General features: G+C 63.3%; 16 protein-coding genes. 8 read left to right on the top strand and 8 right to left on the bottom strand.

Going from position 1 to position 15183, the window contains the following annotated elements:
- Window positions 1-23: 23 nt before the first annotated feature.
- Window positions 24-629, bottom strand: a complete 606-nt coding sequence (locus HB777_03345; GenBank protein ID QND63050.1) for an NAD(P)H-dependent oxidoreductase — start codon at window positions 627-629, stop codon at window positions 24-26.
- A 90-nt stretch (window positions 630-719) separates the two neighbouring features.
- Between HB777_03345 and HB777_03340 the strand changes: the two genes are divergently transcribed.
- Window positions 720-1088 (top strand): helix-turn-helix transcriptional regulator, encoded by a 369-nt coding sequence (locus HB777_03340; GenBank protein QND63049.1) that lies wholly within the window; start codon window positions 720-722, stop codon window positions 1086-1088.
- A gap of 149 nt (window positions 1089-1237) precedes the next feature.
- On the opposite strand, the gene HB777_03335 is transcribed toward HB777_03340, so the two are convergent.
- The 3 genes from HB777_03335 to HB777_03325 all read right to left on the bottom strand — a co-directional run bounded on the left by HB777_03335 (window position 1238) and on the right by HB777_03325 (window position 3246).
- A complete protein-coding gene (locus HB777_03335) occupies window positions 1238-1441 on the bottom strand; it encodes a hypothetical protein (protein ID QND63048.1) in 204 nt (67 codons plus the stop codon).
- Between the two features lie 116 nt (window positions 1442-1557).
- The gene (locus HB777_03330; protein QND63047.1) at window positions 1558-1953 is read right to left on the bottom strand and encodes an acyl-CoA thioesterase; all 396 of its coding nucleotides are present in this window, start codon (window positions 1951-1953) and stop codon (window positions 1558-1560) included.
- 351 nt (window positions 1954-2304) lie between these two features.
- A complete protein-coding gene (locus HB777_03325; protein ID QND63046.1) occupies window positions 2305-3246 on the bottom strand; it encodes a phosphoribosylaminoimidazolesuccinocarboxamide synthase in 942 nt (313 codons plus the stop codon).
- A 259-nt stretch (window positions 3247-3505) separates the two neighbouring features.
- Here HB777_03325 and HB777_03320 point away from each other — a divergent pair, with 259 nt between their 5' ends.
- The 3 genes from HB777_03320 to HB777_03310 are packed head-to-tail and all read left to right on the top strand — an operon-like array spanning window position 3506 to window position 7247.
- The gene (locus HB777_03320; protein QND63045.1) at window positions 3506-5122 is read left to right on the top strand and encodes a choline dehydrogenase; all 1617 of its coding nucleotides are present in this window, start codon (window positions 3506-3508) and stop codon (window positions 5120-5122) included.
- Complete coding sequence (locus HB777_03315; protein QND63044.1) at window positions 5119-6333, top strand: mandelate racemase/muconate lactonizing enzyme family protein; 1215 nt, start codon at window positions 5119-5121, stop codon at window positions 6331-6333. Before HB777_03320 ends, HB777_03315 begins: the two co-directional genes overlap by 4 nt.
- A complete protein-coding gene (locus HB777_03310; GenBank protein ID QND63043.1) occupies window positions 6330-7247 on the top strand; it encodes an NAD(P)-dependent oxidoreductase in 918 nt (305 codons plus the stop codon). The genes HB777_03315 and HB777_03310 overlap by 4 nt, the downstream gene beginning before the upstream one ends.
- Window positions 7248-7326: 79 nt before the next feature.
- On the opposite strand, the gene HB777_03305 is transcribed toward HB777_03310, so the two are convergent.
- On the bottom strand, window positions 7327-8265 hold the full coding sequence (locus tag HB777_03305; GenBank protein ID QND63042.1) for a diacylglycerol kinase family lipid kinase: 939 nt from the start codon (window positions 8263-8265) through the stop codon (window positions 7327-7329).
- Between the two features lie 697 nt (window positions 8266-8962).
- Between HB777_03305 and HB777_03300 the strand changes: the two genes are divergently transcribed.
- From HB777_03300 to HB777_03285, 4 genes are all read left to right on the top strand, one after another.
- Entirely contained in the window at window positions 8963-9397 is a 435-nt protein-coding gene (locus HB777_03300; protein QND63041.1) for a hypothetical protein, read from the top strand.
- 6 nt (window positions 9398-9403) lie between these two features.
- Complete coding sequence (locus HB777_03295; GenBank protein QND63040.1) at window positions 9404-10534, top strand: hypothetical protein; 1131 nt, start codon at window positions 9404-9406, stop codon at window positions 10532-10534.
- 15 nt (window positions 10535-10549) lie between these two features.
- Window positions 10550-11548 (top strand): alpha/beta hydrolase, encoded by a 999-nt coding sequence (locus HB777_03290; protein ID QND63039.1) that lies wholly within the window; start codon window positions 10550-10552, stop codon window positions 11546-11548.
- A 122-nt stretch (window positions 11549-11670) separates the two neighbouring features.
- Window positions 11671-12192 (top strand): hypothetical protein, encoded by a 522-nt coding sequence (locus tag HB777_03285; protein QND63038.1) that lies wholly within the window; start codon window positions 11671-11673, stop codon window positions 12190-12192.
- A 73-nt stretch (window positions 12193-12265) separates the two neighbouring features.
- Here the strand turns inward: HB777_03285 and HB777_03280 are convergent, their stop codons facing one another.
- The 3 genes from HB777_03280 to HB777_03270 all read right to left on the bottom strand — a co-directional run bounded on the left by HB777_03280 (window position 12266) and on the right by HB777_03270 (window position 15165).
- Window positions 12266-12796 (bottom strand): dihydrofolate reductase family protein, encoded by a 531-nt coding sequence (locus HB777_03280; GenBank protein ID QND63037.1) that lies wholly within the window; start codon window positions 12794-12796, stop codon window positions 12266-12268.
- A gap of 104 nt (window positions 12797-12900) precedes the next feature.
- Window positions 12901-13524, bottom strand: coding sequence for a hypothetical protein (locus tag HB777_03275; protein QND63036.1), 624 nt, complete (start codon window positions 13522-13524; stop codon window positions 12901-12903).
- Window positions 13525-13542: 18 nt separating this feature from the next.
- On the bottom strand, window positions 13543-15165 hold the full coding sequence (locus HB777_03270) for an FAD-binding oxidoreductase (GenBank protein QND63035.1): 1623 nt from the start codon (window positions 15163-15165) through the stop codon (window positions 13543-13545).
- Window positions 15166-15183: the final 18 nt, after the last annotated feature.

Below are 15183 nucleotides of genomic sequence, written 5' to 3'. Positions count from 1 at the left end.
GGGAGGATAATTCGAACCGGCGGTCAGGCCGCCTTGACTTCCTCGGCGACGGCATCGGCCTGACGCGCTGCCTTGAGCACCTTGGCCCACCAGGCAACGTCGTTGACCAGCGCAGTGGCGGCCTGGTTCAGATGCTCGAGATCTTCCAGCTTCTTCTCGCCTTGGCGGACGGCGAGGAAATCGCCCCAGGCGATATGGACGGCCGACTTGACCGGCGCCATCTGCAATTCGACAGCATGAAGGCGCAGCTGTTCGACGGCGCGCGCGCCACCGACGCTGCCATAGCCGACAAAGCCGGCCGGCTTCTTGTTCCATTCGTTGGCTGCGTAGTCGATGGCGTTCTTCAGCACAGCCGTCGGGCCGTGATTGTATTCAGCGGCGGTGAAGATGAAGCCGTCGAATTCGGCGACCTTCTTCTGCCAGCGCTTAGCCACTTCGTTCTGCGACGGTGCCCAGGCGGAGGATGCGACCTCGTCGAAGAAGGGCAACGGGAAGTCGCGCAGGTCGACGACTTCGACGTCGATATCGGCGTGCGACTTGGCGATCTTGGCGATCCACTGGGTCGGTACGTCGGCGAAGCGCGCGGCGCGCGTCGAACCGACAATGATGGCGATCTTGGGTTTTGACATGGGGGGCTCTCCTTGCAAGTAAAGCTGGTATCGTTTGGATACCGGCGCTATATGGGATACTGCCAATTCGAGAAGCAAGGAGGCACTTTTTTGTTACTGAGGCACCCGCACCGCTCCGAGGACTGCCGCGCCATCTCGGAAATCCTGCAGCGCGTCGGCGACAAATGGACCGTTCTGGTCGTCGGCAAGCTGGGTGACGGACCGCTGCGCTTCAACGAATTGCGCGCCGCCGTCGGCGGCATTTCACAGAAGATGCTGACCACCACCTTGCGCGGGCTGGAGCGTGACGGCTTCGTCACCCGCACCGTGTTTCCGACCATTCCGCCGCGTGTCGACTATGAGCTGACCGAGCTCGGTCACGAACTGCTGATCCCGGTCAGCGCGCTGGGCGAATGGGCGCGCAAGAACACCACGCGCGTCAAGGCGGCGCGCGAAAAATTCGACGGCATGCATGCCTGAAACCCTTGGCCAGCAAGGGATGCCGCCCACACGTGACTTCGGCTTGACCTGATCCGGGATTCTATGTCGGCCGCGCGGATCGTTGCTCGATTGCGCGTGCTGTGTTGGCTGGCGGAATGCCTTCGTGCTCCATCCCTGGCGGCTGCGGCTCAGGCTCCTGAGGTGTGGACGTCGCATCGCACCGTGGCACAGATATCGCACCGCGCGGCCCGCTCGCCGAGGGCCTGGCGGTCATGCGTGCAGGCCATGCGCGAGATGTCTTCCTTGACCTCCGCATAAGCGGTCACGCCAAGCAGGCAGGTCGTCGCGACCAGGGCTGCCACAAGCCAGCCGTTCAGCATATGTTGACGCATTGTCTCCCCTCCGACGCCCGCACAATCGGGCCTGGAGGCAACCATTGGATGTCGCGAAAAGCGCCTCCCGCACGGGCGCTGTTACAAATGGCCAAGCTTGGGAGAAACGGCTTCCGTCAGCCTTCGGCAGGGACCGCTTTCGGTTTGCCTTCGCCATCCAGCGCCACCATGACGAAATCGGCATGGGTGACCTTTTCCATCAGGTCGGAGAGGTAGCGCTGCGCCCAGGCTTCGACCTTGAGCGTCATCGAGGTGCGGCCGACGCGCTCGACATGGGTGTAAATGCACAGCGTGTCGCCGATCTTCATCGGCTTGGCGAAGGACATCTCTTTCACCGCCGCCGTCACCACGCGGCCCCTGGCGCGCTCGGCGGCGCGGATACCGCAGGCCAGATCCATCTGCGCCATCACCCAGCCGCCAAAAATGTCGCCGGCGGCATTGGCATCCGAAGGCATGGCCAGCGTGCGCAGCGTCAGATCGCCGAGTGGCCGTCCTTCAGCGTACTGCACCATGGGGGAATCCTTGTGAGATGATGGTCATTGACCCCGTATCGCCGCTGCAGGAACAGGTCAACGCGCCACAGCTGCTTTTTCCTCGCCTCCATGGGCCGTAGGCTAGCCTTGGCATTCGCCCGGTTGTGCCTGATTTTCAGCGGCTTCGGGCTTTGGAGCGGGCTTCCCCCACTCCGTCGCTGCTTCGCAGCGCCACCTCTCCCCCTCCGGAGGGAGAGGAAGGCACCAGTCCGGCCAAGCTCGCGCCCTTCCTCTACCCCCGTCGATCGGGGAGAGGTGTCGAGCGAAGCTCGACGGAGTGGGGGTCGACTGCACGGCGCAAGACAAGGCGTTAGCTGAGAGGCGCACCTCTCAAAAATAACCTGCGAGGTTAGCTCGGATGCGGTCCAGCACCGTGCCACCGGACAGGTCGGGCATAAACGCTTTGCCTGTGATTGCCTCATAGGCCTGCGCATAAACCCTGGAGGCCTGTTCGACGATCTCGTCGGGTATTTTTGGGATCGGATCGCTGTAGGGATCGCACCGCGCCGAGACCCATGAGCGGATGAAATCCTTGTCGAAGCTCTCCGGCCGGCTGCCGCTGGCGAGCGCCTGTTCGTAGCTCGCCGCGATCCAGTACCGGCTGCTGTCGGGCGTGTGGATTTCGTCGGCAAGAATGATGGTGCCGTTCATGTCGGTGCCGAATTCGTATTTCGTGTCGGCGAGGATGAGGCCGCGTTCAGCGGCGCGCTGCTGGCCGCGGGCGAACAGCCGCAAGGCATAGTCCGAAACGGTGTCCCACTGCGCCTGCGTGAGCAGGCCCTGTTCGAGGATCTCGGCTTTGGACAGCGGCTCGTCATGGCCGCCATGCGCGGCCTTGCTGGTCGGCGTGATGATGGGTTCGGCCAGTTTCTCATTGTCGCGCAGGCCGTCCGGCAGGCGGATGCCATACATGTCGCGGTCACCGCGCCGGTACCGGGTCAGGATCGAGGTGCTGGTGGTTCCCGCCAGATAGCCACGCACGACGATCTCCACCGGCAGGATGTCGAGCCTTGTGCCGACGACGACGTTCGGGTCGGGGTATTCGAGAACATGGTTCGGACAGATGTCGGCGGTTTCCTCGAACCAATACCGCGCCGTCTGCGTGAGGATCTCTCCCTTGCACGGGATCGAAGTCAGGATGGTGTCGAAGGCACTGAGGCGGTCGGTGGCGATGATGATGCGCCTGCCATCCGCCAGATCGTAGTTCTCGCGGACCTTGCCGCTGTAGTGGCCCGGCAGTTCGGGAATGAACGCGTCAGGAAGGGTCCGCATATGATTTCCTGCCTTCCGCAGAGTGGCCAGAGCATGATTCCGAAAAGTTGCAGACTTTTCGGAAAAAATCATGCGCCAAAATAATGCCATCGCATAAGCTGTCGAGAAGGTAGATATCAAGCGCGATTGTCGGGAATCCCCGCAAACTCGACCAGTTCGACCGTCGCTTTTTTCACAACTGATGCCGGATGACGCGGCGACTCCGCGAACCCGTCGCGTCTAGGCTGCGGCCAGATTTCCGGAGCCTCCCATTTCCATCATGCAGACCTATGACTTCATCATCGTCGGGTCCGGCTCGGCCGGCTCGGTTCTGGCGGACAAACTGTCGGCCTCGGGGCGCTTCTCGGTGCTGGTGCTGGAGGCCGGCGGCACCGACCGCCGCTTCTACGTGCAGATGCCGCTCGGCTATGGCAAGACCTTCTTCGATCCTGCCGTCAACTGGAACTACAAGGCCGAGCCGGACCCGGGGCTTGCCGGCAATGCCGACCACTGGCCGCGCGGCAAGCTGCTCGGCGGTTCGAGCTCGATCAACGCCATGGTGTGGATCAGGGGCGCGCGCGAGGATTTCGATGCCTGGGCGGCCGCCGGCAATCCCGGCTGGGGCTATGACGACCTGCTGCCCGCCTTCAAGGCGCTCGAGGACAACCAGGCTGGCGCTGATGCATGGCGCGGCACGGGCGGCCCGCTGCATGTCACCGACTGTACGAATGCCGTCCACCCGCTGACCAAGCGCTATCTCTCTGCCGGCCAGCAGGCCGGCCTGCCGCTCAATCCGGATTTCAACGGTGCCGCCCAGGAAGGTGTCGGCATCTACCAGATCTCGACCCGCAACGGCCGCCGCATGTCGGCGGCGCGCGCCTTTCTGCGCCCGGCAATGAAGCGCGCCAACGTCCGCGTCGAGATGCATGCGCTGGCGACCAGAGTGCTGTTCGAAGGCAAGCGCGCCGTCGGCGTCGAGTATCAGCAGAACGGCGAAACGAAGACGGCACGTGCCGGCCGCGAGGTCATCCTGTCGGGCGGTTCGGTCAACTCGCCGCAGCTGCTGCAGCTGGCCGGCGTCGGTCCCTCCGCTCTGCTTGGTGGCCTGGGCATCCCAATCGTCCATGCCAACGAGAATGTCGGCGCGCATCTGCAGGACCATGTCGGCATCAACTACACCTTCAAGGGCAAGCTGCCGACGCTCAACCAGACGCTGCGTCCCTGGTGGGGCAAGCTGCTGGTTGGCATGCAATACATCCTGACCCGCTCCGGCCCGCTGTCGCTGTCGATGAACAATGCCGGCGGCTTCTTCCGCACCGACCCGGCTGCGACGCGGCCCAATATGCAGCTCTATTTCCAGGCGTTCTCGACCGTCATTCCCAAAAGCGGCGAGCGCCCGATCCTGACGCCGGATCCATGGCCGGGCTTTTCCATCGGCCTGTCCAACTGCCGCCCGTCGAGCCGTGGCGAGATCATGATCCGCTCGGCCAATCCGCGCGATTATCCCAGGATAACAGCCAATGCCTATTCAACCGAAGCCGATGTCGCCGAGATGCTCGACGCGGTGAAATTCGTGCGCAAGATCGCCTCGATGCCCGCAATGGCCGAGATCATCGAGGAAGAGGTTTTGCCTGGCCCTTCAATCACTTCGGACGCCGATCTGATCCAGGATTTCCGGAAACGCTCGGGCACCGTCTATCACCCGGTCTCGACCTGCCGCATGGGGCCCGATCCCTCGCGCGCCGTCGTCGATCCGCGTCTCAAGGTGCACGGCATAGACGGCTTGCGCGTCATCGACGCCTCGATCTTTCCCGACAACATCACCGGCAACACCAACGCCGCCTCGATCATGACCGGTTGGAAGGGCGCCGAACTGGTTCTGGAGGACCAAACATGAAGATCACCGACGTCAAGACCTGGGTTGTCGGCAACCCGCCGCCCGGCATCGGCGGCAAGTATTTCATCTTCGTCAAGCTGACCACCGATGGCGGCGTCGTCGGCTACGGCGAGGCCTACAACGCCACCTTCTCCGCCCATGTCACGGCGAAGATGGTCGAGGACATGGCCGAGCGCTATCTCGTCGGCCGCGATCCGCACGACATCGAGAACTTCTTCCGCCGCGCCTATTCGTCCGGCTTCACCCAGCGGCCCGACGTGTCCGGCATGGGCTGCTTCTCGGCACTGGAAATGGCCTGCTGGGACATTATCGGCAAGGAGGCCAACAAGCCGGTCTACAAACTGCTCGGCGGCCAGGTGCACGAAACGCTGCGCTCCTACACCTACCTCTATCCGCACACCGGCAGCGTCCATTCCGAGGACGCGCCTGACGGCAAGAACGTCTACAACGACCCCGATCTCGCCGCCGCCTGCGCGCTGGAATATGTCGAACAGGGTTTCAATGCCGTCAAGCTCGACCCGGCCGGCCCCTATACCGCTTTCGACGGCCACCAGCCGCGCCTCGTCGACATCGATGTCTCCACCCGCATGATCAAGGCAATCCGCGAGGCGGTCGGCACCCGCGCCGACATCCTGTTTGGCACGCACGGCCAGTTCACCGCCTCCGGCGCGCTGCGCATGGCGCGCGCCATCGAACCCTATGATCCGCTGTGGTTCGAGGAGCCGGTGCCGCCGGACATGCCCGAAGTGATGGCCCAAGTGGCCCGCGGCACGTCGATCCCGATCGCCACCGGCGAGCGGCTGACGACCAAGTTCGAATTCGCCCGCGTCATCGAGAACCGCGCCGCGACCATCCTGCAGCCGGACCTCGGCCGCTCCGGCGGCATCCTCGAAACCAAGAAGATCGCCGCCATGGCCGAGGCCTACCACATCCAGATCGCCCCGCACTGCTATTGCGGGCCGATCGTCGGCGCCGCCAACATCCAGCTTGCGGTGACGCTGCCCAATTTCCTCATCCTGGAATCGCTGAAGCAGTGGGACGGTTTTCACGCCACGCTCTTGAAGAAGAAGATCGAGTGGCAGGACGGCAACGTCATCCCGTCGAAGGAGCCCGGCCTCGGCGTCGAGCTCAACGAAGCGGTCTGCGACGCGCACCCCTACACGGGCAAGGACCTGCATCTGCAGATGATGCAGACGCCGCTGATGCCGTGAGCGAGAGCTATGCCTTCATCGGCCTTGGCCATCTCGGCGGCAACCTCGCCGCCAGCCTGATCCGCAACGGCTTTGCCGTCACCGTCTTCGACCGCGATCCCACCGCCGTCGAGCGCCTGGTGACGCTCGGCGCCACTGCGGCAAGCAGCCCCGCTGAGGCCGCCGCACGGGCCGGCAATGCCATCTCTTGCCTGCCCTCACCCAAGGTCAGCGAAGCCGTGCTGGCCGGCGCCGATGGACTGCTGGGGGGCCTACCCAAGGGCGGCACCTGGATCGAGATGTCGACCAATGGCCGCGACGAGATCGTGCGTCTTGCGGCCCTCGCCTCGGCCAGGAGCGTCGAGACATTGGAATGCCCGGTCACCGGTGGCGTGCATCTGGCGGCGGCCGGAAAGATCACCGCGCTGGTCGGCGGCGATGCGGCGCTCTACGAGCGTCATCGCCCGGCCATTGAGGCGATGTGCGCGAAGTCGTTTCTGATGGGTCCGGTCGGCTCGGCGGCAGTGATCAAGGTGATCACCAACATGCTCGCCTTCATCCATCTCGTCGCCGCCGGCGAAGCGCTGATGCTGGCCAAACAGGGCGGGCTCGACCTCGCCCAATCCTACAACGCCATCGTTGCCTCCTCCGGCAACAGCTTCGTCCACGAGACCGAGAGCCAGCTGGTTCTCAACGGCTCCTACGACATCGGCTTCACCATGGACCTGGCGTTGAAGGACCTCGGCTTCGCGCTCGCCATGGGCGAACAGTCCGGCGTGCCGCTCGAGCTGGCATCGCGCGTCAACGCGATTTTTCAGCAAGGCAAGGCTGCTTATGGCGGCGGCGCCTGGTCGACCCAGATCGTCAAATTGTTGGAAGATGCCGTCGGCACCGACCTGCGCGCGCCAGGTTTCCCGGCCAAACTGGAAGTCTGACGCCGGCTGGATATCAAGCGATTTCAGGGCGTTGTCTGGATCGGCGGATCCATCTGAATCAATCTGTCAACGGCTTGATTCAGTATCTGAGCGTCAATGCACCCGGCAGGATCTCGAAGGTCGCGGGTATGCGTCCCGGCGACTCGCCGTCTATGTCGACCAGCGCGCCATTCTTCTCGGCATCGCCGAGCGGTTCGACCACCACTTTCCTGCCGCGCAGGATGGTGATCGCAGGGTGGTTGCGGTGCCGGCCGCCATAGAGCAACCGGATGTCCCAGATCAGCTTCAGCTTGCCGGCCGCGCGCAGGATGACGATGTCGAACTGCCCGTCCGTCAGTTCGGCGTCCGGCGCGATCATCATGCCGCCGCCGAAGAACTTTCCATTGGCCACCGCCACCAGCGCCATGCGCGCCTCGACCGGCGCACCGTCGTCGACCGTGATCCTGACGTCCTGGAAGCGGTAGCGGATGAACTCGACCACGGTGCGCCACAGGAACAGCGCCTTGGCCGACATCCTGCCCTTGCGCTTGTCGGCATTGACGGCGCGGTCGGTGGCGCCGGAAAGCCCCAGACTGGCGATGTTGATGAAGTGCCGGCTGGCCAGCGCGCCGTGATCGTCGATGTAGCAGATGCGACCGGCATCGACCTTGCGAGCCTTGGCCTCGGCAATCCGCTTCAGCACCGCGTCCACCTCTTTCGGCAGGCCGAGCCCGCGCGCGAAATCGATGCCGGTGCCGCACGGCAACAGACCAAGTTCGGTGGTCCGGCCGCTCTCCTTGGTCGCCTGCAGCAGCCCGTCGGCAACTTCGCTGGCGGTGCCGTCACCGCCAGCCGCTATCACCAGATCGAAGCCACTCGCCGCGAGATCGATTGCCAGCCTTTCGGCGTCGCCTTCGGCCTGCGTCTCGCGCAGCTCGAATTCGCCGAAATGCTTCTTCAGCGACGCGGCGACCTCGGGCCAATGCCGTTTCAGCCGGCCGCCACCGGCAATCGGATTGAGAACCACCCCGACTTTCAAGCACATCCTCCCGCAGGACATCGAAACGCTCGGCGCCTCGAATCCTTTGCCGGCATTGAAGCCCGCACCGGTCGGCAGGGCAAGGGCCGAATGTCCGCCGCTGCCGCCCATCATGACGGATAGGAAAATCCCGCTATTCCTAATTGATCCCCGATAATCCCGTTATCCACAGGCCTGCGGCCATTCCCTACGACCCTTACCCGGCGTACGTTAAACCCATCTCAGGCGGCTACCGATCATCAAGCCGAAAGGCGAAGTGAAAGGCGGATTTCCTGAGGCCCGTACGGCCCGGATCGAGAGCAGGCTTGCCTGGTTGAGGGACGGATGCCGAGACCTACGGGGCCGCGGAAAGCGTGCCAACGCCGACGGCGGACCGATGCTGCCATGAAGGACGGCAAAAACCTTCGATGGTGCGCAGGGCAAAGCTCGCAAGGGTGGAGACCGGCGTGGTCCCGAACGGACGCTGCTCTCGGGTGGCGACTGGCAGGACCGTCAAAATCAAGGCCGGCAAGGCGCGACGACTTTACGGGAGTTGCTGCCGCGACCGGGTCCTGATCTGACAGGGAGGCGCTGGGAGAAATCCCGGCGCCGACTGTCTTTTTGACTATCCCCACAATTTTTGCGGTGTTTCCGCTTGGGGCTGCAACCGGCGACAAAAATCGGCTAACGTTCGGCGTCACTCGGAGGGGGATACTTCATGACGCTGATCCAGAAGCTTGCCGTTGCCTACGCCTTCCTGTTCTTCGGCGTCGTCGCCATCGGCTACATACCGGCGTTCAACGATGCCAACGGCAATCTGTTCGGCCTGTTCTCGCTGCAATGGTATGACGACCTGCTGCACGCCTTCTCCGGCGTCTGGGCGCTGGCCGCCGCCTTCATCTCGCACCGCCAGGCGGTGTTCTATTTCAAGCTGTTCGGTTCGGTCTACCTGTTCGACGGCGTGCTCGGGCTGGTCACCGGTTCCGGCTGCCTCGATGCCGGCATCTTCATCAACGGCTTCCGCTCCCTCAACGATATCGAATTCCCGGCCCGCTTCTTCGCCAACCTGCCACATATCGTCATTGGAGGCTTCGCCGTCTATGTCGGCTTCTGGTTGGCCAAGCGCGTACACGACCACTTCGCCACGGCCTGATCGGGCATGTTCCTGTTCCGCTGGTTGAAGCGCATCGTCAAGACGATCCTGTGGCTGATCGTCATCGTCATCCTCATCCCGATCGTCGGGCTGAGCTACGGCTTCCTGACGACGTCGTCGCTCGACAAGACGCCGCTGCCCGGCATTGCCGACGGCGCGCCGCCCAAGGCGCTGGCCGACAAGATCCGCGCCGAGATCCCCTTCTACCAGCGGCCGGAGGAATCGACCTTCCTCACCTATCCGGAATGGGCGATCGTCTACGCCGCGCGCGAATATGCCGGCTTCGTCGACAAGGACCAGCCGGGCGGCTTCCCCTACTGGTCCTATGTCGGCCGCTTCTGGCAGGATTACGCCATGGTGATCCGCGCCAGCGCTCCCTACAAATTCAACTACGCCAACCACCAGATGCTGGTCATCGTCGGCACCAGCCACTCGATCGAGCATATCCTGCAATGGGCCTATGAGAACACGGTCGGCCGCATCACCGAGGCGACATCTGCCAAGCGCACCGCCGCCGACATCTATCAGGCCAAGGTGGCGGCCGACTATGCCGCTTTCCTCGACCAGGTGCCTTGGTATCAGTTCCCCTATGCCGAAAAGCGCGCCGGCCTGTTTGCCGTGCAGCCGGCGCCGGGCGACAGTTCCGTCCGCACCAGCGAACGCAAACTTGCCTTCGGCCTCGCCGACACCATCAAGCAGGGCTATGCCGACCTGATCAAAAAGGCACTCGCCGCGACGTCCGACCCGGCCTTCCTCGACATCCATGTCTGGGCCAAGGGACCCGTCGGCGAAGCCACCCGCAACGAGCCCGACACGTTGCTCGAGCGCGACATGGGTTCCGACGGCACCGTCTTCGTCACCAAGCGCTATCAGGTGTTCACCGAAATGATCCCGCGCCTGATAGACAAGGGCGTGTCCTTCGTCGAGATCGGCGGCAATGACGAGATCATGGTCACAGTGCTCTCCACCGACACGATCGCCGTCCCCGAAGGCATGCGCATCCTGTTCAGCTATCCGCTGCCGGCCGATCCGGCAACGCGCCGCACCGGACTGACCGTCGCCGTGCGCAAGCTGCATCTGGTGCTGCCGGCGCTGATCAAATCAGGCGCCAGGCTCGAACACGTTTATGACTATTGAGACGGTAGCCCGGCAATGCGCCGACTGATCCGCATCGTTGGCTGGCTCGCGCTCACGCTGGTCGTGCTCGTTGCGGTCGCGCTTGCCGGCTTCCGCGGCGCGGCGGCGTTGCGTGAGACCCTGTCACCCGAGCAAGCAGCCCCGCCGGGAGCGCTGTTCGTAACGGTCGACGGTCTGAAGATGCACTATCAGGTCTGGGGTCCTCCGGACGGGCCGCCGCTGCTCCTGTTTCACGGCACGGCCTCCTGGGCCGAAACCTACCGCGATATCGCCGCGCCATTGGGAGAACAGGGCTTTCGCGTCATCGCGCCCGACATGCCTCCTTTTGGCTACTCGGAAAGACCAGCTGATCAGGACTATTCGCGCGCCGCCCACGCCAAACGCGTCCTCGGTTTTGCCGACGCGCTTGGCCTTCGTCATTTCAGCGTCGGTGTCCACTCCTATGGCGGCGGCGGCGTGATCGAAGCGGCGTTCCTGGCACCAGAGCGCATCGACTCGATGATCCTGCTGGACGTGGCACTTGGCCTCGGCCGGACCGAGGCGCCGGCTTTACCGTTCGCATCCTTCCTGAACATGGCCTGGCCACGCCAGTTGCTGACCGCCTCGACCTTCACCAATCCGCTCATGGTCGGGCCGGGTCTGCGCTCCTTCATTCAGAACGACGCCATGGTGACCCCTGAGCGCATCGCGATTTACGCACGTCCGCTCGACGTTGAAGGCACGACCAATGCGGTTGGTCATTGGCTGTTCAGCGGCCTCTTCAACGACGAGCGAAAATCGCTTGCCGCCAACAAGGCGAATTATCGCGCCTTCACGCCGCCCGTTCTCGTCATCTGGGGGCGGGAAGATACGACCACGCCCCTCGAACAGGGTCAGGAGATTGCCTCGTTGTTTCCGCACGCCGAACTGGCGGTTCTCGATGGCGTCAACCACATCCCGCAGGTCGAACGCCCGCCAGACGTGGTGCGGCTGATCGCGAATTTCCTCAAGCGGGCCTTGCCGGCCACGCGATAGGCGGGCTGTTTGATGCTCCGCCACGCTCATTTCACAATCGCGGCCCAATCCCGCCTTGTTCGCGCGCGAAGGAATGGGAAGGAAGTATGGGCTGCCGGGGGGCATCTCGAAGGGACAAGACCGTGATCAAGACCGCCCTTGTCGCCATGACCATCGTCGGCTGCGACTGCGACGCCAAGCTGTGCGAATATATCGGCGAGACGCCGGCCAAGTGGTCGACCATCGCCGAGTGCGAAGCGGCGATGAAGAGCCAGATGCTGCACGAGCGCAATTTCAACTATCCGCTCGTCTCCGGCATCTGCCGCACGAAGGGTTCGTCGTCCTCCTCGCAATTGGCCGCGACCGCGTCGCGCCCGGAATTGAAGCCCGCCAGCCGGGTTGTCAGGACCGAAAGCCCGTTGCCGCCTGAATTGAGCCACCGGCCGAGCGTCTCGGTCGGTTCGCCGACGACGGCCATAGAAGCCGACGCCGCCCGGCCCGTCGCCTATGAACAAGTTGTCGATGGCGGAACCGGCGTGCTCTATCGCACGAAAAACGGCTACGCCGTGGTCAAGACCGATCTTGGCCGCGCCGTCTCGGCGACCGCCGGCGCCGCGAAGCGCTCCGTGAACTGGCTGGCCGGACTGGTGCCGAAGGGGCTCTAGGCCCGCTAGCGTCTCGGTTTGACGACCACAACATGCAAGCGCGGCATCCTATCGTCACACCTGGTGTTCGAGATCAGGCAGGAACATAGGTCAACCTGATCACGCCATCGCCGATCAGATCGCTGGCGACAAAGCGAAGCGGCGGCCGGGGGCCGGCGAAGAATGGCTTGCCCTGACCGAGCACGAATGGGTGGAAGTAGAGTTGATACTCATCGATAAGGCCAAGGTCGGTCAGGCTTCGCGCCAGATCTGGTCCAGAAACTGAAATCTCCCCAACGAGTTGGGCCTTAAGCCCACGTATCACCGCCTCGACGTCATCCGCGACAAGGGTGGCGTTGGGGCCGACCGACTTCAGCGAGCGCGACACAACCCATTTCGGTTGGCTCCGCCACGCCGCCGCGAATTCGTGCCTCTCCGCACTCCATTCCGCACTGTCTTCGTCCCAATAACGCATGACCTCGTACATACCGCGACCATACACGCTGCCGGCCAAGTCGCGCACTTGCTCTATCCAGTGGCGAAAGACCGTGGGGCCTGATGACATTCTCATGTGGTCGACGTAGCCGTCGAGGGACACGTTCATTCTGAAAATGAGCTTCGCCATGCTGTAGGATCTCCAACCCAGGGTCGTCAGAATAACTTGGGCCACCGTTATGCAAAAGTGTGGACCCCCAGCCGAAATCCAAACCGAGACACGACCCTGGTCTCCTACAGCTTGACCTTCAGGCTCTGCCAGAACTTGTCGATCAACGGCTGTTCGGTGGCAGCGTCCTCGCCGGCAACGCGGGTGATGAACAGCAGCCCCCGATCGGCCAGGCCGAAGCCGACGATCTCGAAATCGGCGGTGTCGGTGCGTGTCTTCACCTGAGCGCGGATGCCGGTCAATTCCTTGCCGTCGGCAAGTTTGCGCGTCGTCGGCTCCTGCGTCAGCGTGGCGCCGGCCTGCACCGATTCCTTGGTCATCTCCTGCAGCATCAGCTGGTTGAGCGACACCGGATTCATCTTGCCATATTCCTGCACGACGACGATCGTGCCCAGCGCCGACGCCATCAGATACTGCGCGATATCATCGCCGAGATCGGTCTTGGTCACCGAAATGCTGCTGGCATGGACGAACGAGAAGTCGCTGCCTGAAAAGGTGGCGAAGTCGTTGCGCTCGAGCGTCACCAAGCTCCGCTTGCCGCCGGGCAGCGTCACGTCTGCGCTTTCGCCGGGATCGATATCGACCGTCACGCCGTCGATGGTCAGCTTGAAGGCCTTGAGGTCCTCGGCTCCGGCCGGTCCAGCGCACAGCGCAATGAGGGTGAGTGCTGCCGCCGATACCATCCGCATGGCTTGTTCTCCTGCTTTTTATACCACCCCGCTGAGCGCCTTGATGGCACGGTAGAAGGTCGAGGAAAACAGTTCCGTAGGGTCATACTGCCGCTTTGCCGCCAAGAAGGCCGGCAGTTCGGGATAGGAGGCCAGCAACTCCTTGGCCGTATAATGCAGTTGGTAGGGCAGGAAGAACCGGCCGCCATGCTTGATCGTCACATCGATCAGCGCCCGCGTCAGCGCCCGCATCCTGGCATTGCCGTCGGCATCGGTGGGCTGATTGATGTAGAGCACCAGCGAGTAGGCCGGCTCCGGCGCGTAGGTCAGTGCGACATCCTCCTTGTGGACGATGCGCACCGAGGCATTGAGCACCGGCAGCGTCTGGTTGCGCAGGATCTCGCGAGCTTCCGTGATGAATTCGACATAGGCGGCGCGTGGAATAAAATATTCGTGCAGGATGTCGGTCTCATCCATTTGATCGTTGAAGAGATAGGGCACCGAATCGTGCATCGGATTGTTGCGCGTGACGAGACAGGCCTCGCCCTCGGCCATCGCCGAAGTACGCGCCACCGTGCAGCTTTCGAACTTCGGCTCCAGCGTCTTTTCGGTGAACCATTTCAGCTCCTGGAACAGGCTGCCCCATTTCGCCAGGTTGATGATCACCCGTTTCAGCCCGACCGATCCCGGCTCGCCAATCGCTGGCTGGTCGGCCGGCGGCTGTTCGGCCACCTTGTCATAACGGTAGACGATCATGTCTTCGAGGAAATTGCCTGGCGCCGTCGACAGATGGCCGTAGAACAGGCCGATCTCCTTGTTCGGCTCCAGCACCTCGGTGAAGAATTTCGGAAAATCGTCCGATTTGATGATTTCGCGCGAGGTGCGGTAGACGGCGTTGTCGACGATATCGAGCGTCGCCTCCAGCACCACGCCGAACAGGCCGTAGCCGCCGACGACGTGGCGGAACAGATCGGTGTTCTCGGTGGGCGAGCAAATGGTCACTGAACCGTCGGCCAGCATCACCCGCATCGAGCGGATCGAGCCCGCCACCGAACCCGCCTGATGGTCCATGCCATGCGCATTGACCGACAGCGAGCCGCCGACCGAAAAGATGTCGGTCGACTGCATCGCCTTCACGGCAAAGCGCGGATGCAGGAGGTTCTGGATGTCGTGCCAGCGCGCGCCCGGCTGCAAGGTCATGGTCTTCGCCGCGGCGTCGACCGTCACCTTGTTGAACTTTCTGAGGTCGAGCACCAGCGCGTTGTCGTCAAAGGCATGCCCGCCCATCGAATGGCGGATGGCGGCCAGCGAGATTTTCAAGCCATTGGCGCGCGCGAAGGCCAGCGCCTTGGCGATGTGCTCGTCCTCGCTGACCTCGACCACACCATAGACCGGTGTCCTCGACAGACCGCTGGCATCGTTGATGTCGCCGCCTTTTGCCGACCAGGGCAGCGAAGGATCGAAGGCCGGCTCATTCTCCAGTGGCTTTAGAGGCAGCGCGATACCATCGATATCGGCAATCCGTCCGGCGTTCTTTGGTCCCGAAGGTCCGCGCGCCAGCCGCGCCACCGTGGTGCCGCCCCACAGCACCGCGCCGCCGACCACAGCCGCACCCAGCAGCAGCCTGCGCGACAGGCGAAACCCTTTTTGTTCGTCAGCCATGAATATCCCCCGTTGGCC

The sequence above is a fragment of the Mesorhizobium loti genome, from assembly GCA_014189435.1.
Classification (GTDB): Bacteria; Pseudomonadota; Alphaproteobacteria; order Rhizobiales; family Rhizobiaceae; genus Mesorhizobium; species Mesorhizobium loti_G.
Note: the sequence above shows the minus strand (reverse complement) of the source record. Positions and strands in the feature narration are given on the sequence as shown.